Annotated in this window: 16 protein-coding genes; 8 read left to right on the top strand and 8 right to left on the bottom strand. The window is 68.7% G+C overall.

Annotated features, from left to right (window positions below; genetic code table 11):
• Positions 1-11: 11 nt before the first annotated feature.
• Genes BKN51_RS42755 through BKN51_RS42745 form a run of 3 tightly spaced genes read right to left on the bottom strand, consistent with a single transcriptional unit; the run spans position 12 to position 2,761 of the window.
• Positions 12-914: an ABC transporter permease gene (locus tag BKN51_RS42755; protein WP_101612969.1), complete on the bottom strand. Its 903-nt coding sequence runs from the start codon at positions 912-914 to the stop codon at positions 12-14.
• Positions 901-1,683 (bottom strand): ABC transporter ATP-binding protein, encoded by a 783-nt coding sequence (locus tag BKN51_RS42750; protein ID WP_101612968.1) that lies wholly within the window; start codon positions 1,681-1,683, stop codon positions 901-903. The genes BKN51_RS42755 and BKN51_RS42750 overlap by 14 nt, the downstream gene beginning before the upstream one ends.
• 16 nt (positions 1,684-1,699) lie before the next feature.
• Positions 1,700-2,761 (bottom strand): ABC transporter substrate-binding protein, encoded by a 1,062-nt coding sequence (locus BKN51_RS42745; RefSeq protein WP_101612967.1) that lies wholly within the window; start codon positions 2,759-2,761, stop codon positions 1,700-1,702.
• A gap of 255 nt (positions 2,762-3,016) precedes the next feature.
• On the opposite strand from BKN51_RS42745, the gene BKN51_RS42740 reads away from it, so the two are divergent.
• Positions 3,017-4,537 (top strand): sensor histidine kinase, encoded by a 1,521-nt coding sequence (locus tag BKN51_RS42740; RefSeq protein ID WP_101613824.1) that lies wholly within the window; start codon positions 3,017-3,019, stop codon positions 4,535-4,537.
• On the opposite strand, the gene folP is transcribed toward BKN51_RS42740, so the two are convergent.
• On the bottom strand, positions 4,534-5,400 hold the full coding sequence (gene folP, locus BKN51_RS42735; RefSeq protein ID WP_101612966.1) for a dihydropteroate synthase: 867 nt from the start codon (positions 5,398-5,400) through the stop codon (positions 4,534-4,536). The genes BKN51_RS42740 and folP overlap by 4 nt on opposite strands.
• A 158-nt stretch (positions 5,401-5,558) precedes the next feature.
• On the opposite strand from folP, the gene BKN51_RS42730 reads away from it, so the two are divergent.
• Together BKN51_RS42730 and BKN51_RS42725 are read left to right on the top strand one after the other, a co-directional pair.
• Complete coding sequence (locus tag BKN51_RS42730; RefSeq protein ID WP_101612965.1) at positions 5,559-6,743, top strand: glycoside hydrolase family 88/105 protein; 1,185 nt, start codon at positions 5,559-5,561, stop codon at positions 6,741-6,743.
• 49 nt (positions 6,744-6,792) lie between these two features.
• Complete coding sequence (locus BKN51_RS42725) at positions 6,793-7,797, top strand: winged helix-turn-helix domain-containing protein (RefSeq protein WP_101612964.1); 1,005 nt, start codon at positions 6,793-6,795, stop codon at positions 7,795-7,797.
• Between the two features lie 564 nt (positions 7,798-8,361).
• On the opposite strand, the gene BKN51_RS42720 is transcribed toward BKN51_RS42725, so the two are convergent.
• Positions 8,362-9,933 carry an alkaline phosphatase D family protein gene (locus tag BKN51_RS42720; protein WP_101612963.1) on the bottom strand — a complete coding sequence of 524 codons (1,572 nt, stop codon included), beginning with the start codon at positions 9,931-9,933 and terminating at the stop codon, positions 8,362-8,364.
• 43 nt (positions 9,934-9,976) lie between these two features.
• Positions 9,977-10,633 (bottom strand): hypothetical protein, encoded by a 657-nt coding sequence (locus BKN51_RS42715; protein ID WP_101612962.1) that lies wholly within the window; start codon positions 10,631-10,633, stop codon positions 9,977-9,979.
• A 142-nt stretch (positions 10,634-10,775) separates the two neighbouring features.
• Between BKN51_RS42715 and BKN51_RS42710 the strand changes: the two genes are divergently transcribed.
• The 4 genes from BKN51_RS42710 (at position 10,776) to BKN51_RS42695 (ending at position 17,914) form a co-directional block, all read left to right on the top strand.
• Positions 10,776-13,727 (top strand): AfsR/SARP family transcriptional regulator, encoded by a 2,952-nt coding sequence (locus tag BKN51_RS42710; protein WP_101612961.1) that lies wholly within the window; start codon positions 10,776-10,778, stop codon positions 13,725-13,727.
• 117 nt (positions 13,728-13,844) lie between these two features.
• Positions 13,845-15,068, top strand: coding sequence for a hypothetical protein (locus tag BKN51_RS42705; protein WP_101612960.1), 1,224 nt, complete (start codon positions 13,845-13,847; stop codon positions 15,066-15,068).
• A gap of 143 nt (positions 15,069-15,211) precedes the next feature.
• Positions 15,212-16,597: an FAD-binding oxidoreductase gene (locus tag BKN51_RS42700; RefSeq protein ID WP_101612959.1), complete on the top strand. Its 1,386-nt coding sequence runs from the start codon at positions 15,212-15,214 to the stop codon at positions 16,595-16,597.
• A gap of 96 nt (positions 16,598-16,693) precedes the next feature.
• Positions 16,694-17,914: a glycoside hydrolase family 88 protein gene (locus BKN51_RS42695; RefSeq protein ID WP_101612958.1), complete on the top strand. Its 1,221-nt coding sequence runs from the start codon at positions 16,694-16,696 to the stop codon at positions 17,912-17,914.
• 481 nt (positions 17,915-18,395) lie between these two features.
• On the opposite strand, the gene BKN51_RS42690 is transcribed toward BKN51_RS42695, so the two are convergent.
• Both BKN51_RS42690 and BKN51_RS42685 read right to left on the bottom strand, forming a co-directional pair.
• Positions 18,396-19,553, bottom strand: a complete 1,158-nt coding sequence (locus BKN51_RS42690) for an IS30 family transposase (protein ID WP_442857699.1) — start codon at positions 19,551-19,553, stop codon at positions 18,396-18,398.
• 166 nt (positions 19,554-19,719) lie between these two features.
• Positions 19,720-20,163: a DUF4396 domain-containing protein gene (locus BKN51_RS42685; protein WP_369862441.1), complete on the bottom strand. Its 444-nt coding sequence runs from the start codon at positions 20,161-20,163 to the stop codon at positions 19,720-19,722.
• A gap of 270 nt (positions 20,164-20,433) precedes the next feature.
• Between BKN51_RS42685 and BKN51_RS42680 the strand changes: the two genes are divergently transcribed.
• The gene (locus BKN51_RS42680) at positions 20,434-21,450 is read left to right on the top strand and encodes an autoinducer 2 ABC transporter substrate-binding protein (protein WP_369862439.1); all 1,017 of its coding nucleotides are present in this window, start codon (positions 20,434-20,436) and stop codon (positions 21,448-21,450) included.
• Position 21,451: the final 1 nt, after the last annotated feature.

Here is a 21,451-nt window from a genome sequence, read left to right as displayed (position 1 = left end):
TGGCCAAAGTCCTAAAGGGACGCCGTGAGACCACGGGCACGCAGGACCGAACGTTCCAGCGGGCGGAACACCAGCAACTCGATTCCGACGCCGACCAGCAGGATCAGGAAGATCGCCGAGATCACGCCTTCCATGCTGTTGAACGACGAGCCCTCGTTGAGATACGCGCCGAGCCCCTTGCCCAGCGCCGGGGACAACGCGATCAGCTCGGCGGCCATCAGCGAACGCCACGAGAACGCCCAGCCCTGCTTGAGCCCGGCCAGGAAACCGGGCAGCGCGGCGGGCAGCAGGATGTGCCGGGCAGCGGACAGCCTGCTCGCCCCCATCACCTGCCCGACCCGCGGCAGCATCGGCGGGATCTGGTCGATGCCCGAGACGAGGCCGTTCGCGATCGAAGGGACCGAACCCAGCAGGACGACGAAGTAGATCGAAGCGTCGTTCAGCCCGAACCACAGGATCGCCGCCGGCACCCAGGCCACCGACGGAAGGCTTTGCAGCCCGGTCAGGAACGGCCCGACAGCGGCGCGGACCAGCCGGACCTTCGCCACCAGCAGGCCGAGCGGGGTCCCGATGACCACGCCGATGAGGAAGCCCAGCGCGGCGCGGTGCACCGACGTCCAGACGAACTCGAAGATCTCGCCGGTACTCGTGATGTCGACGAGTTCGTCCCACACCGCGAGCGGCGAGGGCAGCATCGTCTCGGGCCAGAACGCGGCGGCCCAAAGAATCTGCCACACCACGACCAGCAGGACCAGGAAGAGCAGCGGCGGCACGAACCCGCGCAGGAACCGCTTCCCCCGGCTCTCCCGGCGTTCGCCGGTGGGCGTGTCGAGCGAGTCGAGCCCCGCGCCGACGGCTTCGTCGGCCTCCTCCGCCGCGGTCACTTCAGCGTCGGGGCGGTCAAGCCGCGGCATGGGTACTGATCACCTCCCGGAGGTGACCGGTGATCTCCAGCGTCAACTCCTCGGCGTCGGAGGCCTGGACGTCGCGCCATTCCCGCACGACCCGGCCCGGCCGCGACGAGAGCAGCACGACCCGCTGGCCGAGCCGGACGGCCTCGCGGACGTCGTGGGTCACGAACAGCACCGAAGTGCCGGTGCTGCGGTAGACGCGCAGCAGTTCGCCCTGCAGGACGTCGCGGGTGATGGCGTCGAGCGCGGCGAACGGCTCGTCCATCAGCAGCAGCGACTGCTCCGGGTCACCGCCGACGCGCAGGGTCGCGGCCAGCGCCCTGGCGAGCGCGACGCGCTGCCGCATCCCGCCGGACAGTTCGTGCGGCCGCTTGTCGCCCGCGCCGCCGAGGCGGACGAGTTCGAGCAGTTCGGCCGCCTTCTCGCGGCGCTCGCTCCGGCCGAAACCGGCCAGGCGCAGCGGAAGTTCCACATTGCGGGCCGCGGTCAGCCACGGCATCAGCGCGGCTTCCTGGAACATCACCGCGGGCCGGGAGGTTTCGAGCGTGATCGAGCCGGACGTCGGCTGGTCGAGACCGGCGACCAGGTTCAGCAGCGTGCTCTTGCCGCAGCCGGACGCGCCGAGCAGGCAGACGAACTCGCCGGGTGCGACCGTCAGGTCCATTCCGTCGAGGGCCACGACGGCGCGGCCGGTCGGGCCGAACGCCTTCCGGACACCGTCCAGGCGCACGGCGACACCGGTGGACAGGCCAGGCTCCAAGGTGGTCGTCATCGCTGATCCCCTCCGGTCACTTCGTCAGCCCGGGCGCGTCCACGCCGGGCTTGCCCTGCTCCTTGAGCACGGCGTTGAGCGGGCCGAAATCGGCGAACCCCTTGAGGTCCACCGCGGACTTCACCACGCCCGCGGTCACCGAGTCCTTCGCGAGCTGGGTGAAGGTCGACGCCACGGGGTCGATGCCGAGTTCGATACCGGAGAACGCGCGGTCGAGGACGGCTTCGTTCAGCGTGCTGCCCGCGAGTGCCTTGAGTTCTCCGTTGACCACCTTCTTCGCCTCGGCGGGGTTGGTCTTCGCCCAGTCGATGGCGGCGAGTTCACCCTTGAGGATGGCGGTGACGGTCTCCGGGTGCTGCTGCAGGAATTCGCTGCGGACGATCACGACCGTGGTCGGGAACTTGCCTTCCGGCCACAGGGTCTTCTCGTCCAGCAGGACCTTCGCGCCCGCGTCCAGCACCAGCCGCGAGGACCACGGCTCCGGCAGCCAGCCGCCGTCGAGCTCGCCCTTCTTGAAGGCGTCGAAGGTCTTGGGGTTGTCGAGGTTGGTGATCTTGACGTCGGGCAGCTTCTTCTCGGCGATGAACTTCTTGAGCGCGACGTCCTGGGTGTTGGCCAGCGACGGCGTCGCGATGTTCTTGCCGGTGAGCTGCTCGGGCGTGGTGATCTCGGGCTTCACCACCAGCTGCGCGCCGCCGGTGACCGCACCGGAGACGAGCTGGATGGCGCCCTTGGACTTGGTGAAGGCGTTGATCGCCGGTCCGGAGCCGATGAAGGCGATGTCGAGCGAGTTGCCGAGCAGCGCGTTGACCTCTTCGGGTCCCGCGTTGAACGTCTGGGTGGTGAGCTTCGTCGAGCCGAGCTCCTTGGCGAAGAAGCCGTTCTTGACCCCGATCAGCGCGGGCGCGTGCGTCACGTTCGGGAAGTACCCGACGCGCACCTCGCCCGCGGCGCCCTGGCTCTTCTGCTCCGGTGGCGCCGCGGCGTTCTCCGCGCGTGAACACCCCGCGATCCCACCGGCCAGGGTCAAGGCGGCGAAGGCCGCGGCCAGCAAGCGGGTTCTGTGGTGGGTGCTCACGGGGGACGCCTTTCGGGGGATAAGACTCAGCCTGGGTGGTGGCCGCGAGAGTCGCATGTTCACCCACGTGCCTGCATCGCCATCCGGATGACGGGAAACATCCTGAGAAACCTTGACACCAGGCGGAACTGTTGTTCCACATGTCAGGACGGGCGTCCCGATGGCGCCTCCCCCGATCGGGCGTCCTCCCGGTGTAACGGTCCGGGCCGAACGGGCGAATCACGCTTAGTGGTGAAGCACCCTCGGACCGTCGCGATGGCGGGCGTCCTGACGGCCGGCATCGGGCTGGGCGTACTGGCGACGACGCTCAAGATCGCCGACGGCACGCACACCGTGCTCGACACCACCCTGTCGACGACGACCGGGTTCCTCTTCCTGCTCGCCGGCGCCGTCGCGCACGTGCGCCGCGCCTCGAACCCCATCGGCCTGCTGATCGCGCTGGCCGGGCTCGCGCTGTTCGCCGAGGACCTGCAGTTCGCCGGGGACCCCCTCGCGCACACCGTCGGCCTGGCGCTGACCGCCGCGTCCAGCCCGGTGATCGCGCATCTCGTGCTCGCCTTCCCGCACGGGAAACTCCGGTCCCGCTGGGAGCGTGTCCTCGCCCTCTCCGCGTACGCCGTGGTCTTCGGCTCGGCGGTGCTCGGCCTGCTGGTCAACGACGATCCGAAGAACCTCGCCGCGATCGCGGCCTCCCCGGAGGCCGAACAGCTGGTCAAACGGCTGCTCGAACTGGTCGGCGCGCTGATCGGCGGCGGCGTCGTCGTGGTGCTGCTCTACCGCTGGCTCGCCGGACGGCTTCCGCAGCGGCGGCTGCTCTCCCCGGTCGTCGCGATCGCCGTGATCGGCGCGGTGAGCACCACGGTCGGCAGCGCGCTCGGCTCCGGGCATCCGGTCTCCGAACCGCTGCTGGACGTGTACCGGATCTCGTTCTGCCTGTGGCCGCTGGCGTTCCTGATCGGCGTGCTGCGGGCCCGGGTCGGCAACGCGGAGATGATCCGGCTCCTGCTGGAACGCGACGGCTCGGGGCTGGCCGCGCTCGTGCAGGACGACGAGGTGTGGAAGGACAGCCGGTCGATCGACGCGCTCAACGCCGCCGCCGGGCTGGTGCTGGACAACCAGCGCCTCGCCGCGGAACTGGAGGAACGCCTCGTCGAGGTCCAGGCGTCCCGCGCCCGCATCGTGGCCGCCGCCGACGACGAGCGGAGGCGCGTCGAACGGGATCTGCACGACGGGGCGCAGCAACGCCTGGTGAGCATCGTCCTGCTGCTGCGCATGGCCGAACGCCGGCTCGGCGACGACCTGACCCCGGCCGTCGCGGCCCTGCTGAAAGGCACCATCGACGAGTTGCAGGCCACCGTCACCGAACTGCGCGAACTCGCGCGCGGGCTCCGGCCCCCGATCCTCACCGAGGCCGGGCTGATCCCCGCGGTCCGGTCGCTGCTGGACCGGATCCCGCTCGCGGTCGACCTCGCGGAGGCGGACGTGCCCCGGTTCAGCGGCCCCGTGGAGGCGACGGCCTACTTCGTCGTCTCGGAAGCTGTCACCAACGCGCTGAAACACGCGCAGGCGCGGGAGGTCCGCGTGCGCATCGGCGTCGAGGAGGACGGCCTGCGGGTGGACGTCCACGACGACGGCACCGGCGAGGCCGACATCGACGGCGGCTCCGGGCTGCACGGCCTGCGCGACCGTGTCCGCGCGCTCGGCGGTGAGCTCACCGTCCTCGGCGAGCCCGGTACCGGCAGCACGGTTTCGGCCGTGATCCCGATGGACGTCTAGGCCAAGCCGCGGATCGCGCGGGCGGGCGGGCGCGATCCCTGGATCGACGCGACCATCTCCACCACCCGCCGGGTGCGCTTGACCTCGTGCACCCGGAACACCTTCGCGCCCTCGGCCACCGCCCAGGCCGTCGCGGCGAGGGTGCCGTCGACCCGCTCCGCGAGTTCCACGCCGAGCGTCTCCCCGACGAAGTCCTTATTGGACAGTGCCATCAGCACCGGCCAGCCGGTGTCGGCCAGTTCCCGCGCGTGCCGCAGCAGCGCCAGGCTGTGCCAGGTGTTCTTTCCGAAGTCGTGGGTCGGGTCGATCAGCACCCCCTCACGCGGGACACCGAGCGCGACGACCGCTTCGGCGAGGGCCGTCGTCTCCGCGACGACCTGGGCGACGATGTCCGGATAGCGCACCCGGAACGGACGGGTGCGCGGGACGGCGTTCCCGGTGTGCGAGCAGACGTACCCGGTGCCGAACTCCGCCGCGACCTCGGCCAGCTTCGGATCGGCTCCCGCCCAGGTGTCGTTGATCAGGTCCGCGCCCGCCTCGGCCGCGCGCCTGCCCACCTCGTGGCGCCAGGTGTCGACGCTGATCACCAGGTCGGGGTGCAGTTCGCGGATCCGCTCGACGAACGGGACCACCCGCCGGATCTCTTCCTCGACGTCGACCTCGGCACCGGGACCGGCCTTCACCCCGCCGATGTCGACGATATCCGCCCCCTCCTCCACCGCCCGCGCGACGGCGGCGAGCGCGTCCGGGTCGGCGAAGGTCGCGCCCTTGTCGTAGAAGGAATCAGGGGTGCGGTTGACGATCGCCATGACCAGGGCCCGGTCCCGGGCGACGCGGCGGCCGCGGAAGGTCAGCTCGTTCACGTACCGATCGTAGGCGAGCGGGCGGCCTCGCGGAGAGTGCCGCCCACCGGGACCGTCCCGGGCAGCGGGAACGGCCGTTGACTCGCCACCGAAAAGGCGGGTAGACGTTGTCCTGCAAGGAAAGTTCAGCCGGTGTCCCCGCGCAGGAAGGGCCTCGCATGTCCCCGGATCCTCTTCGCACGGCCCGGCTGACGCGGCGCACGATGCTCGCCGGGACCGCGGGCGCCCTCGGCGCGCTGGCCCTGCCCGGCACGGCGAGCGCGGCTCCGGTCGACTGGTCCCGGGCGGTCGTCGACTCGACGATGAAGCGCTTCACCCCGGCCACCCTCGGCGGCTGGGGCTACACCCGCGGTCTTTACCTCTACGGCCAGTACCTCGTGTACCGGCGCACCGGCGAGCGGCGCTACCTCGACTACATCCTCGCCTGGTACGACCGGTTCGTCACCGAAAGCGGGATCGCAGGCGGCTTCACCAACCTGGACGCGATGCGCTCCGGGCAGATGTTCCCCTTGCTGTACACCGAAACCGGGCAAGCGAAGTACAAGACCGCGGCGGAACAGCTGCGCGCGCGGTTCCCGTCCTATCCCCGGACGTCCGACGGCGGGATGTTCCACGCCACGAGCAAGACCGGGCAGTTGTGGGCGGACGGCGTCTACATGGCGCAGCCGTTCCTGGCGCTGTACGGCAAGACCTTCGGCGATCCCGGCTACTGCTACGAAGAGGCCGCGAAGAACGTCATCGTCTACTTCGACAGGCTCAAGGAGCCCGCCACGGGCCTGCTCTACCACGCCTACGACGAAGACGGCTCGGAACCGTGGGCTTCGGGCGACGGGCGGCATTCGAAATTCCACTGGGCCCGCGCGATCGGCTGGCTCGGGATGACGGCGATCGACCTCCTCGAGATCCTGCCCGGCGGCCATCCGCGCCGGAAACGCCTCGTCGAGGTCGTCAAGTTCCTCGCGGCCGGTTACACCCGGTGGCAGGACCGGGCCTCGGGCCGCTGGTTCCAGATCGTCGACCGGGGTGGCGACCAGGACAACTGGCTGGAGACCTCGGCGTCGGCGATGTACACCTTCCTGCTCTCGCGCGGCGTCGAACGCGGCCATATCGGCCCTGAATACCGGCCCGTCGCCGCTAAGGGCCACCGCGGGGTCCTGTCCCAGATCTCGGCCGGTGCCGATGGATTGGCGGATATCAAAAACATCTCCGAGGGCACTAACGTCGGTGACACCGCGTATTACTACGCGCGTAAGCGCAACACCAACGATTTCCACGGTCTCGGTGCGTTCCTCATCATGAATGAGCAACTCGCTTTTCCCGGGCGGTGCAGGGTATTGACCTGAGGCGCTAACATCGCGTGCTGCGACGCCCACTCCCAGGAGGGACGACCGGATGCGCGAGACGCCACCCCAGGCTTCTTATACCCGGCTCGAACTCGGTGACACCAGCACGATCTCGGTAGGTGTGACGGTTTCCCCGCACATCTCGCTGGTTTCGATGCTCGTCGAGGTCGTCGGCGGGTACGACCGCGGCCTGCCCGCCCCCTGGCGCCGTCAGGTGGGCTCGGCGATCCCCGAGCAGGGTTACCGCGCCGCGAGCGCGCTCGCCCGACGGGGGACCTCCGTCCAGCCGGACTTCATCGTGCCGATCAGTCCCACCGAGGACGCCGCGGCCGCCGCGCAGACGGAAATGCTGCGCGACCTGACCGAAGCCGACGTCCACAAGGGCCTGGAAGAGGTCTTCGGCGATCGGTTGCCCGCGCAGTGGCGGCAGGCCGCCGACCATCCGAGACGCTGGGTCGCCTCGCTCGCGGACGCCTTCACCGCGACCCGGCTGGCGACCGAAAACCTGTGGACCAAGGCCCGTCCCCTGCTCGACCGCGAGATCGAACGCATCGGCGTCGCCTCCGTCCGCGGCGGGACCGACGCGGTACTCGGCCTGCTGCGGCCCCATTTCCGGTTCAGCAACGGCTCCCTGCTGCTGCCCGACGCCGAACCGGCGCGGTACACCGCCCGTGGCCGCAAGCTGATCCTCGTCCCGATGCTCGCCGGCTGCCGGTCTGTGGTGTCCAACTTCGACGAAGAGGACACCATCTGGATCGGCTACCCGCTGCCGGGACTGGACGGCCTGCTCGAGAACGGCAAGCCCGAAACACCCCCCGGCGTCGACGGACTCGACCTGGTGGTCGGCGCCCATCGCGCGAAACTGTTGCGGCACTTGGGAAAACCCGCGCGTATGGGCGAGATCGCGAATCTCCTGTCCTGTGCGGCCAGCACCGCGACCTATCACTGTGAGCAGTTGGTCTCGGCCGGTCTGATCCAGCGGCACCGCGAGGGTCAGGTCGTCCTCGTGGTCCGGACGCCTCGCGGTGACGCACTGGTGGACCTGCTGTCCTGACTCGTGAGCGGTAAGGACGGTTAGCTCGTCGCGCGATCACCGACCAGGCCGACCTCGGTCCAGGTGGTCGTGAGTGGCATTTCGTGTTCTATTGAGGGGAGGTCGAACGTGTCGTGTTCAGGCGGGATGGGCGCTCACGTGTGATCGGGCGGCGATCACCCGTGATCAGAGACGGATCACCCGTGATTGAAGCCGGATCTCGCGTGATCGGGCGGCGATCATGGAGTTCGGCGTCTGATCACGCGAGATCCGTCTCTGATCACGCGAGTCACGCCCTCGCTCACCTTGGGTTCAGCCACAACGCCACCGTTGCCCTACCCCTCAATAGAACCCGCTTTGCCACTCACGACCACCCCGACCCAGCACGCCACCATCCCCGGTGTTGCGAAAGCCACGTTCGCAACGTTGAAGGTTGCGAACGTGGCTTTCGCAACAGCTCGTCGCGCGATCACCCGACCGCGATGCGTGAAGGCCCTTCCCCAAGTACGTGAAGGACCCCATCACTGCGTCTAGCGCAATGAAGGGGTCCTTCACGTACTTCAGGGCGACCAGAGTGCCGAACCGTTAGACCTTCTGCAGCCCCGGCTTACCCGCTTCGACGACGTAGCTGCGGTCCGCGGCCAGGGTCACCTTCGAGAAGTCGTACTCGGTGGTGTCCGAAACCGTCATGAAGTCCGCCCGCATCTGCGTTTGCGACGCCGTCACCCGGACATAGCCACGCTTTCCCCGGCAGTACTTGACGTGCGGGTTGTTCGACAGCCAGGTCGACGACGGATCGGTCGCGGTGTCGCTGTTGCTCGTGACCGAGGTCGTCACCAGTTCCGAACCGAACACCGGGTCGCTGTGGTTGAAGTAGTCGCGGCGCAGATCGGCCGCCCAGTGCCGGTGGACGTCGCCGGTCAGCACGATCGGGTTCGGCACCTTGCGGTCCACGATGCCCTTCGCGATCCGGTCGCGAGAGGCCTCGTAACCCTGCCAGGAGTCGGGGCTCTCACAGGTCGCCTTGTTGCCGTCGCCGTCACGGGTGGCGAAGAAGACCTGCTGACCGAGGAAGTCCCACTTCGCCGGATGCGTCTCCAGCGCCTTCAGCAGCCAAGCCTCCTGCGCCGTGCCCAGGATGCTGCGCGACGTCGACCGCATGTCGGTGCACGACGGCCCCGCCGAACCGGACGGGTCTGGCACCTGCGCGTTGCGGTACTGACGGGTGTCGAGCATGTGGAACCGGGCGAGGTTGCCCCAGCCGAACTGCCGGTACAGGCGGATCGCCGCGCCGCTCGGCTTGGCGGTGGAGCGGATCGGCATGTTCTCGTAGAACGCCTGGAAACCAGCGGTCTTGCGCTCCGCCGTCGCCGGAGCGGTGGAGCCGTTCCAGTTGTTCATCACCTCGTGGTCGTCGAAGACCACGATCCACGGCGCCATCGCGTGTGCGTTCTGCAGGTCGGCGTCGGTCTTGTGCTGGGCGTGCCGCGCGCGGTAGTGCGCCAGCGTCTTCACCTCGTCGGTGAAGGCCAGCTTGCGCGGATTCCGTTCGGCGGCCACGCGGCCGGACTTCTTCTCGTACATGTAGTCGCCGAGGAACAGCACCAGATCCGGATCGTCGGCGAGCATGCCCTTGTACGAGTGGTACCAGCCCTCCTCCCAGTGCTGGCAGGAGGAGAAGCAGTACTTCAGCTGGTCCACGACCGCACCGGCGGCGGGGGCCGTCCTGGTCCGGCCGACCGGCGAGATGTAGCCGCTGGTCTTGAAGCGGTAGAAGTACTCGCGTCCCGCCTGGAGCCCGGCCGGCTCGATGTGCACGCTGTGCCCGGAAGCGCGGGCCGCGGTCGCGGTGCCCTTCTGCACGACCGAGGAGAACGCCTGGTCGTTCGCGATCTCCCAGTCCACTGTGTACGAAGCGTCCGGCATCCCGCCGAAGCCGTCGGGGTTCAGCGGGGCGGGAGCGAGACGCGTCCACAGCACGACACTGTCCGGCAGGGGGTCACCCGAGGCGACACCGAGCTGGAACGGGTCGCGGATGGCGGGCGCCGCCGCCAGCGTTCTCGCGTTCGCCCACGAAGGCACCGTCGACGACAACGCAGCCGCCGAAACCGCCGCGGCTCCACCGAGGAGTACCGCCCGCCGGTTCACCTGACCCATGAGAATTCAACCTTTCGAAGTGGGGAAAGAACGGGGAGGGATTTCACGCGGCGTAATCGGTGATGCCGGCGCTACACGCTTCGAGGGCCGGATTCGCGGAAGCGTTGGCGACGCAGACCTTGTAATAGACCCACGAGCCCTTCGCGACCGGCACGGCCTTGTCGACGTGGGTGCCGTTACCGCCGGAAGCCCAGACGTAGAACGGGCCGGCGCCACCCTTCAGCCAGTAGGCGACCACGGCGGACTTGCCGTCGGCGTCCTTGTCGTAGACCAGGAAATGAGCATCCGATGAACGGAACTGGCCCTCACCGGCGCAGACGCCGGTGGAGCATTCGGCACTGCCGGTGCCGACCCCGCAGTCGGGCGCGATCCGCTGGTCGGAGCCGGTGTAGACGTAGCCGTCGGAGATGTAGCCGCCGAGCGCGGGGACGTAGTCCCACAACGTCGTCTTGCCGAGGGGACCGGTGACCTCGGTCCCGATCGTCTGGCAGTCGATGGTCACCGTGGCGCCGTTGGCCACCGTGCGCACCGCGGTCGAGGTGGTGCTCGGGGCGCGGCGCACGTTCAGCGGATCACCCGCCGTCTTGACGGTCCCGGTGGCCGCGGCCAGCGCGGGAGTCGCGCCGGCCAGGCCGAAAGCACCCGCCGTCGCCAGCACGAGGAAAAAACCGGCGAGCCGCCGGACACTTGAACGCTTCATGGCTGCAGCGTCGACCGGCCTCGTACACGACCCGTACAAACCGCGTCCACTGTCTGCACTTGCATGCGAATGGATCTAGCCACCATGGCGGGACGGCAATATTATCGGCAGATATGGGGCTCCTGCCGTATTGGCGGTTTAGGTGACAATTCTCGGGTTTCGCGTTCTCGGTCCGCTCGAAGTGGCGGTGGACGGACAGGTGGTGCCGCTCGGCGGCCCCAAACCGCGTCTGCTGCTCGCCGCTCTCCTGCTTCAACCCAACGTCGTCGTCTCCACCGAACTGCTGATCGAGGTCCTGTGGCCTTCGTCGGCTCCGCGTTCGGCGGCGGCGAACATCCGCACCTACGTTCATTCGCTCCGCAAACGTCTCGCCGATCGCGATCCGGAACTGGGGGAACGCATCGGCAGCCGGGCGTCCGGCTACATCCTCAAAGCCACCCCGGGGGAGATCGACCACGTCCGCTTCGGCGAATTGGCCGCCGCCGCGCAGGACGCGCTCGGCCACGGGGACGCCGAATCCGCCCTCGGCCTGCTGGATCAAGCCGAAGCGCTGTGGCGCGGGGAGGTCCTCGAAGGGCTCCCCCACGACCACGGCTGGGGCGCGACGGTGGCCCGGCTGACGGAATCACGGCTCGCCGTCCAGGAACAGCGGTTGCGGGCGAGGATCGAGCTCGGCCGCACCGCCGAAGCCGTCGCCGAACTGCGCGGCCTGGTCACCGAGCATCCCCTGCGCGAAGAACTCTGGCAGCAGCTGATCGTGGCGCTGCGGGCCGACGGTCGCACGGCCGAAGCCATCGAGGCCTACGAAACGGCCGAGAAGGTGCTGGCCGAGGAGCTCGGCACCGGACCGGGGCCGCGGCTGCGGGAACTGCGGGCCTCGCTGGTCGTGACGCCCCCCGTCACCGCGGACGCCGTGGCCGCCGCCCTCACCCGGCCGATGACGCCGGTCTGCCAGCTTCCGCTGGACCTGCCGGACTTCACCGGCCGCGACGGGGTGGTCGGCGCCCTCGCCGACCTCTTCCGTGACCGTCGCGATCAGGGAAAACCCGCGATCGCGGTGCTTTCGGGGGCGCCGGGGGTCGGCAAGTCCTCGGTCGCGATCCGGGTGGCGCACGCGGTCCGGGAGGACTTCCCGGACGGTCAGCTGCACGTCGACCTCGCCGGGACGTCGTCCTCGCCCCGGCCCCCGATGACCGTGCTCGCGGAGTTGCTCCGCGCGCTGGGGGTCCCCGACGCGGGGCTGCCGCGTGATCTCCCCGAACGCGCGGCGCTGCTGCGGTCCAAGCTGGCGAGCATGCGCATGTGCGTGGTCCTGGACGACGCGGGCAGCGCGGCACAGGTCCGGCCGCTCCTGCCCGGCGCCGGTGCCTGCGCGGTACTGGTCACCAGCCGGGTGCGGATGCCGGATCTGGCCGGGGCCACCCCGTTCGACGTCGACCTCCTGCCCGAGGCCGAGGCCGCGAAGCTGCTCGAAGGCATCGTCGGCACCGAGAGGGTCGCCGCGGAGCCGGACTGCGCGGCCGCGATCCTCCGGCACTGCGGGTACCTGCCGCTGGCGATCCGGGTCGCCGGGGCGAAGCTGACCAACAGGCCGGGCTGGACGCTGCGTGTCCTGGCGGACAGGCTGCGGGACGAGAGACGAAGACTCGACGAACTCCGGGTCGGCGATCTGGCCGTCCGCGCCAGTGTCACGCTCAGCTACGACCTCCTGCCGATGTCGGCGGCGACCGCGTTCCGCGGCCTCGGCGGGCTCGGCTCGGTCCAGTTCCCCGCCTGGGTGGTCGCGGCGCTGCTCGGCCGCGCGCACGCCGACGACGTCCTCGATGTGCTGGTGGACGCCCACCTGGTCGAACTCATCGGCTCGGACGGCACCGGCGAGCCCCGCTATCGCCTGCACGACCTGTTGCGGTGCTACGCCCTCGAACTGCGTGCGCAGGACGTCCCGGAGAAGGCGCGCGAGGCCACGAAACGGGTGCTGGAGGGTTATCTCGCGCTCGCGGTCGAGGCCGCGGACCGGATGCCGATCCACTTCTTCGGCCTCTACCGGGACGACACTGCCGACCAGCCCGCGCTCCCGCGGGGAACCGGACGGCTGGTCGAGGATCCGGCCGCGTGGTTCGCCGCCGAGCGGCACACCTGCGTCGCCGCCGTCGCGCTGGCCGCCGACCTCGGCTTCGACGCGCTGGCCTGGCGTCTGACCGCCGCGCTGGCGCCGTACTTCGACCAGCGCGGCCACCAGGACGACTGGCTGCAGACGCACGCCGTGGCGCTGGCCGCCGCCCGCCGGTCCGGCGAGATCCGCGGGGAGGCGATCATCCAGCGCAACCTCGGCCAGATCCAGCTGTACCAGGACAGCTACGCCGAGGCGCTGGTCGCGTTCGAGCAGTCGCAACTGCTGTTCGACAAGATCGGCGACGCGCGGGGCGCGGCGATCGCGCTGGCCGGGCTCGGCACCGTGCTGCGGATCAAGGGCGAGGACACCGTCGCTCTGGAGCACTGCCACGCGGCGCTCGATCAGTTCTCCGCGGCCGGTGATCCGCACGGCGAGGCCGTCGCGCGGATCGCGATTGGCGCGGTGTGGCTGGCGCGGCGCCGGTTCACCGACGCGGAACACTGGTTCACCGAGGCGCTCGAACAGTCGGCGAACATCGGCGACCGGCATCGGGAAGCGCACGCGTTGAAGCGGCTCGCGATGCTGCGGCAGCATCAGGGCAATCTCGCCGGCGCGCGGGAGCGGGTCGACCGGGCCATCGCGATCTTCAACGAACTCGGCGACGACCACTGCGTCGGGTACGCGAACCAGAACCTCGGCGAGTTGTATCTGCACAGCGGCGATCTCGCCCACGCGCAACTGCTGCTGGTCAATTCGCTGAGCGTGCACCGCCGCAACGGGGACCGCCGGTCCGAGGCGGAGGTGTCGCAACTGCTCGGGCAACTGCACGAGGCGCTGAGCCAGCCGGAGCGGTCACGGACCTATTCGGAACGCGCGTTGGCGTTGTGGCGGGAGCTCTCCGCGCGGCCGCAGGAATCCGCGCTCGCTTCGCGCCTTCAGGAAGCCGCCGAAGCCTCCTACGGGAAGCCTGCTTCCGCCTGATCCTCACTCAGCGAGACGGCACCCCCTCCGGTGCCGTCTCGCTTTTTGTATCGATCGTGTACACGCCCCGGCGAAGCTCCCTTCGTAGCAACCGAGAGTGCTCGAAGGGAGACCGGAATGGTCCGGACCGTGAAGGCCCGCCGCGTGATGGCGGCCGTGCTGGCCATGGGGGCGGTCACCGCGCTGGCCGCCGGCCCCGCGAACGCGGCGGCGGAGGGAAGCTGGCGCGCCGATCTGTCCACTGTGGATGGCGACGACGTCAACGTCCGCAGCGACGGCGGTGTGCTCAGCCTGGAAAACGCCGCGTGGCACAGAAAACCCGACTCCATCGGCAGCCAGGGCTACCTGCTGCTGGCCGAGCGGAACCTCGGGAAGCCGGTGAACCGCGTGACCGCGCAGGTGACCGCCGAAGCGCCGAACGGCACCGAGGTCGAGGTCGACGTCCGCGGCAAGCTCAACGCCAACGACTGGACGGAATGGACTCCTACCGAAGGAGGCGCCGCCCAGCTGTCCGCTTCGGTCTCCACGGTCCAGGTCCGCGTCGGACTGCGCACCGTGAACGACGGCGTGACCGCGAAGGTCAGCGACATCACCCTGCAGGGTGAGCTCGGCCCGCAGGTCAACGCGATCGGCGCGGCCGCCGCCCCGCTGACGTACAAGGTCTTCGGTACCCGTGAAGGTCTCGTCGGCGGCACCACCGCCAACGGGCACGTGATCAAGTCCCGCGACCACTTCGTCGCCCTGCCGTCGGGCCGCGGCCTGGCGCCCAAGAACACCGGCAACTACACCGTCCGGATCTGCCGCACCGACAACAGCCGCTGCGAGTACGCGCCGGTGTGGGACGTCGGCCCGTGGAACACCAAGGACGACTACTGGAACCCGTCGGCCACCCGCCAGATGTGGAAGAACCTGCCGCAGGGCAAGCCCGAAGCGCAGGCCGCGTACCAGGACGGCTACAACGGCGGCAAGGACGAGTTCGGCCGCAAGGTGGCCAACCCGGCGGGTATCGACCTCGCGGACGGCACCTTCTGGGACGGCCTGAAGATGACGGACAACGGCTGGGTCAACGTCTCCTACCTGTGGACCGGCTCCGGTCCGACCGGCGTCATCAGCACGGCGGGCGACCCGATGAACGTCCGGGCGTCGGCGAGCACCACCGCGGCGATCAAGGGCCTCGCGGCGAACTACGCGAAGGTCAACATCGAGTGCTACGTCGAGGGCGAGACCGTCACCGGCAAGTTCGGCACCAGCAACATCTGGGACCGGATCGGCCCGGGGCACTACGTCTCCGACACCTACCTGAAGACCGGATCGGATCTCCCGGTGGCACCCAAGTGCTGAGGCACCCCTGAACGCGAAGGCCCGGCGCACCCCATAGCGCCGGGCCTTCGCCCTTTGGTCCGCCCTTTTTCCCGCGCGGATGGACCTTGTGCCGGGTCGTCCGCCCTCCAGACTGTGCGGTAGCCACGACCTGAGGGGGTCCCATGCATCCGCCTGAAACGACCGCGTTGCGCCGGAAACTGTCCGGCGCGGTGGTCACCGCCGCCGACCCGGGCTACGACGCCGCCCGGGCCGTGTGGAACGGGGACATCGACCGGCGCCCGGCCGTGGTCGTCGAATGCGCCGGCCGCCAAGATGTCGTCACCGCGCTGGCCTTCGGCCGTGAGAAGGGCCTCGAGATCACCGTCCGGGGCGGCGGTCACAGCTTCAGCGGTTCCGCCGTCACCGACGACGGCCTGGTGATCGACCTCGGCGGGCTGCGCCGGGTCACCGTCGACCCGGCCTCCCGGACCGCGCTGGTCGGCGGCGGCGCGCTCTGGGCCGACGTCGACGAGGCGACCCAGCGGTACGGGCTCGCGACGGTCGGCGGCACGGTGAGCGACACGGGCGTCGGCGGCCTCACCCTCGGCGGCGGTTTCGGCTGGCTGACCGCGAAACACGGGCTCACGATCGACAACCTGGTTTCGGCGGAGGTCGTGACGGCCGACGGCCGGATCCTGCGGGCTTCCGAGGGAACACATCCGGATCTGTTCTGGGCGCTACGCGGTGGCGGCGGCAACTTCGGCGTGGTCACGGAATTCGAGTTCCGGCTGCACCGCGTCGGCCTGGCCGAGGTCGGGATGTTCTTCTGGACGCTGGAGGACGCGCCCAAGGCGCTGCGCTTCGCGAGGGACGTGATCGCGACGCTGCCGCCGGGCACCGGTGCCATGCTCGTCGGGCTCAACGCGCCACCCGTTCCGTTCGTCCCGGCCGAGTACCACCTCGTGCCGGGTCTCGCGCTGGTCGTCACCGGCTTCGACGGTCCCGATCGGCACGCCCGGCTGATCGAGCGGATCCGGGACGGGCTGCCCACGGCGTTCGAACTGGTCTCCCCGATGCCTTACGCCAACCTGCAAAAGCTGCTGGATCCGACTGCGCCCCGCGGCATCCTCGCCTATGAGAAGTCGCTCTACGTCGACTCACTGTCCGAAGAGGTCATCGACCTGATCGCCGCGCGCCTGCCGGACAAGGCGTCGCCGATGACCATCATGCCGATCGTGCCGTTGCAGGACACGTACTCGACGGTGCACGACGACGCGACCGCGTTCGGCGGCCCGCGGACGCCCGGCTTCGTCGTCGGTTTCGCGGCCACGGCCACGACCCCGGAACTCCTGGCCGCCGATCGCGCCTGGGCACGGGCGCTGTGGGAAGAACTCCTGCCGCATTCCAACAACCACGGCGGCTACCTGAATTTCCTGAACGAATACGACGAGGACAGGGTCCGCACGGCGTACGGCGCGGCGAAGTACGCGCGGCTGGCCGCGATCAAGGCGGTGTACGACCCGGAAAACGTGTTCCACCACAATGCGAACATCCGTCCCGCTGAGTGAGGCTTCTTTATTCACAACCATGAATGGCCTTCACAAGCGCGTAACCGTCGTGCGAAACTCCCGTGACGCATTTCCCACTGACGAATGGCGGGCATTGTGAGCGTTTCGCGGCGAACCCTGTTGACCACCGCTGCCGGTGCCGCCGTCGCGGCGGCGGCGATCCCCTCCGTCGCCAGCGCGGCGGAGGAAGAAGCCGCCGGGGTAACGAGTTTCCGCCGGGCGGCGGACTACGCGGTGACCAAGCTGCGGGCCGTCGCCCCCGGCGTGAGCACCTTTCCGGAGATCACCCGGTTCGAGAAATGGACCTATTCCGCCAAGGGCGGCTGGATCGGCGGTTTCTGGCCGGGAACATTGTGGCTCGCGTCGATCTACAGCGGCGATCCGCAATTCCGGACCCTCGCGATGGCGTCCGCGGAAAAGCTCGCGCCGCGCCAGCACGAGACGAGCGATCACGACCTCGGATTCCTGTTCTACCCGTCGTGGGTGACCGGCTGGCGGCTCACCGGCGACGAGAAATGGCGCGCCGGCGCGCTCACCGCCGCGTCGTCACTCATCCAGCGCTACAACGAAAAAGGGAAGTTCATCCGGGCTTGGGGCGCACTCGGCACCCCCGGCAACGCCGGCCGGGTCATCGTCGACACGATGATGAACCTCGACCTGCTGACCTTCGCGAGCAAGCAGACCGGTGACCGGAAGTACCTCGACATCGCCGTCTCCCACGCGAAGACCACCGAACGGGTCTTCTTGCGCCCGGACGGTTCGACCCCGCACGTGTTCGACTTCAACCCGGACACGGGCGCCGAGATCGGCCCGAACTCCGTGCAGGGCTACGGCCCGACGTCCTGCTGGTCGCGTGGTCAGGCGTGGGCGATCTACGGCTTCACCACGATGTACCGGCGCTCCGGCGACCCGCTGTTCCTGCGGACCGCGCAACGCCTGGCGGATTTCGCGCTCCGCGCCCTCACCCCGGACAACGTCCCGGTGTGGGACTACCTCGCCCCGCAAGCCCCGCACGACATCAAGGATTCCTCCGCCGGCGCCGTGATGGCATGCGGCCTGATCGACCTGGCGAAGGTCTCGAACCGGCCGCACTACCGCGAGGCGGCGATCCGGATCCTCACCGCGCTGTGCGACACCTGCCTGACCACGAAGTCCACCCGCGCCGAGGCGATCGTGGCGCGGGGCACGCGCAACCGTCCGGCGGAGGACGGCGTCGAGGTTTCGCTGCCGTACGCCGACTATTACCTGCTGGAGGGCATCCTGCGGGTGCTGATGCCGAAGGAGATCGACAAGGCGATCGACCTCTCGAGCGTCTAACCGGGGCGGCTGTCCGCCTGCTGTCCCCAATGTCGCGTTAGGGACGCTGAGCGTCTCAAATGCGACATTGGGAACACCGACCACCGCGCCGGGACGCGGGTCCGGAATCTCGTGAGTGGTAAGGACGGTTCTGGTGAACCTGCATTTGCCTACCCACTGGATCCTGATGTCATCTCGGTGAGCTTGTAGGGCTTGTTCTGGATGGCGTTGTGGGGTGGCATGGTCTTGATCAACGGAGGATCGGGGACGTTGAGTGTCCCCGATCCTCCGTTGATCAAGCTCCGAGACCGGAGCGACCCCGTCGACTACCGCACCTCACTTGCCCTGATCACGCGTAGGTAGGCGAATACCGGTCCGCTCTAACCGTCCCTACCACTCACGAGGTTTGGGCTCGCCGTCCCGGATGTCGCGAAAGCCACTTTCGCGACGTCGGATGTCCCGAAAGTGGGGCGGATTCATGTGGTGGTCGCAACGTGCTCTGTTAGGACAGTAGCGTGGTGAGTTTCTCGAGTGGGGTGTGCCAGTCGAGTGTTTTGCGGGGGCGGCTGTTGAGTCGTGCGGCGACCGCGGCGAGGTCTTCGGCGGTGTGCTGGTGCAGGTTGGTCCCTTTGGGGAAGTACTGGCGGAGCAGGCCGTTGGTGTTCTCGTTCGATCCGCGTTGCCATGGGGAATGCGGGTCACAGAAGTAGATGGCCATGTCGGTGGCGAGGGTGATGTCGGCGTGTCGGGCCATCTCGTTGCCCCGGTCCCAGGTCAGTGACCGCCGTAACTGATGCGGGAGAGTCTGGATCGCTTCGATCATCGCGTCCCGGACCTGGATCGCGTCGTGGCCGTTGGGCAGGTGCAGCAGCACGACGAACCGGGTGGAGCGCTCCACGAAGGTGCCGATCGCGGACTTGTTGCCGGCACCGGTGATCAGGTCGCCTTCCCAATGACCCGGGACTGCCCGATCCTCGGCTTCGGCCGGCCGTTCGCTGATCTCCACGAGGTCAGGGATCCGTGATCGTCGTGCCTGCGCCTGCTTGCGCGGTCGGCGCAACGCCCGCCCGGTCCGCAAACACGCGGTGAGCTCGCGGCGCAGCGCTCCCCGGCTCTGCACATACAAGGACTGGTAAATCGTCTCGTGTGACACTCGCATCTCCGGCCGGTCAGGAAACTCCATCGCAAGCCTGGCTGTGATCTGCCCTGGAGACCACTCCTGCAGCAATCGCGCCTGCACATGATCCCGCAACTCGCGATTACCGGCCTCGGCCAGCTTCGCAGTCTTCGGCCGCCGGGCCCGATCGCGCGCCGCTGACTCCGCCCGATGCGCTCGATACCCACCCCGGCCGCCATTGTTCGTCACCTCCCGGCTGATCGTCGACGGCGCCCGGGCCAACTGCCGAGCGATCTCCCGATAAGAGAGATCCCCGGACAGACCACGAGAGATCTCCTCCCGCTCAGCCATACTCAGATAGCGCTCGCCCAACGAGCCAGGTGCGTTCCCGATCACCCCGCCAGCCTGCGCGAACCACCGTCGCCCGGTCTCGTGCGACACATCCACCAAACGGGCGGCAGGCTTGGGCAGATACCCCGCCCGCACCGCACCCCAAAAACGCACCCGCACCGAACGCGGCAACACGAACCCGCCAGCCACCACAAACTCCCAGCTCACGAAGGATGTTGCAACGACCGCATGAATCCGCCTGGCTTTCGCGACACGGTCACCAGGCAGCACGGAGTCCGTGAAGGCCTCCTTCCCTACCTTCAGGGTAAGTAAGGAGGCCTTCACGGACCTGCGATCAAGCGAATTCCGACCCGGCTGCTCAGTGAGCGTGGCCTTCGTGGCCACCGTGGTGCGCGTGGACCTTCGCGTGCCCAAGACCGCGCCCGATCATCCACTTGTTCACCGGCACCGTCAGCACGAACGCGACGGCCAGCGAGAACGCCAGCGCGCCCCAGAACAGCAGGCTCGCGAGCCCGGCCTCCATGGCGCCCGGCACCACCAGCATGACTCCGTTGTCGACGATCTCCATGACCGCGATCGACACGGTGTCCGCGGCCAGCGCCACCTTGAGCGCGGTACCGAACGGCAGGCCCGACTTCAGCACGCCGCGCATGGTCAGCGCGTAGCCGAAGACGAACGCGAGCGCCACCGCCAGGACGATCGTCGCCACGTTGCCCAGGCCGAGCGCCGTGCCGATCACCATGCCGAGGACCTCGCCGATCGCACAGCCGGTGAGGCAGTGCAGGGTCGCCGACGCCGCCATCGACCAGCTTGCTCCATGCCGTGTCTCGTTCATGCGGGGAAATATACCCCCCACCCGTATACATGGCGCAGTGACCCGCGTCTCCCGGTCGCTCACCGTCACTCCCATAGGCCGACCCGGTAATCGGACCAGGTCGATGAACTCACTTCCGTAACCCTTTGCGCTCATCCGGTTGACCGGGGTAACCGAAGACCTTAGTTTCGCCGGAGGTCTCCACCGCGCGAAGACCGATCGGCTGGTTTCAGGTGGTTCCGTGACTATGGGGTGGAGATGCGAGGGCCGACCAAGACGCTCGTCGTGGCCACTGTGCTCGCTTTGGGCATGGTGTTCGGGCTGACCGGATGCGCGAGCGAAGAGCCCGCGGGCATGGCGGCCAAGCCGATCCGGATCGCGTTCGTGCCGAAGGTCGCGGGCATCCCGTACTTCGAGGCGATGAACACCGGCGGGATCGCCGCGGCCAAGCAGCTCGGTGTCGAATGGACTTCGACCGGACCTGCCACGGTGGACCCCGCCGCACAGGTCTCGATCGTGCGCGACCTCGTCGACCAGCGGGTGGACGTCATCGCGATCGCCCCGAACGACCCCAAAACGATGGCACCGGCGATCACCGACGCGCGGGCCAAGGGCGTCCATGTGATCACTTCGGACACCGACGCGCCCGGCACCGATCGCGAGCTCTTCGTCAACCAGGCCACCCCGGAGGGCATCGGCAAGGCGCTCACCGACGCCCTGATGAAGAAGATGGGCGGCGCGGGCAAGTACGCGATCGTCTCCTGCGGCGAGACCGCCGAGAACCTCAACGCGTGGATCGCCGTGCAGCGTGCGTATACCGCCACGGAGTATCCCAGCGCTCAGCTCGTCGAGACGGTCTACGCCGGCGAGGACAAGGACAACGCCACCACGCTGGCCAAGGACCTGATGGCCAAGTACCCGGACCTCACCGGCCTGGTCGGCGAGTGCACGACGTCGGCCCCCGGGGTCGCCGAAGCGGTCCGCTCGCAGCAGAAGATCGGCCGAGTCTTCACCGTCGGCGTCGGAACGCCGCAGGCGATCAAGCCGTACCTCCTGGACGGTTCCGCTTCGCTTTCGGTGCTGTGGAACGTCGAATCACTCGGCTACCTCACCGCCTGGGCGGGAAAGCAGATCGCCGAAGGCAGGCAGCTCGGCGCGTCGAACAAGGTCAATCTCGAACTCCCGGCGATCAAGTACGAAGAAGCCACGAAGACCGTACTGCTGGGCGACCCGCTGTTGATCACGCGCGAGAACGTGGACCAGTTCAAGTACTGAC

The sequence above is a fragment of the Amycolatopsis sp. BJA-103 genome (genome assembly GCF_002849735.1).
GTDB lineage: Bacteria > Actinomycetota > Actinomycetes > Mycobacteriales > Pseudonocardiaceae > Amycolatopsis.
The sequence above is the reverse complement of the archived record's forward strand: the minus strand, read 5'-3'. Positions and strand labels throughout refer to the sequence as shown.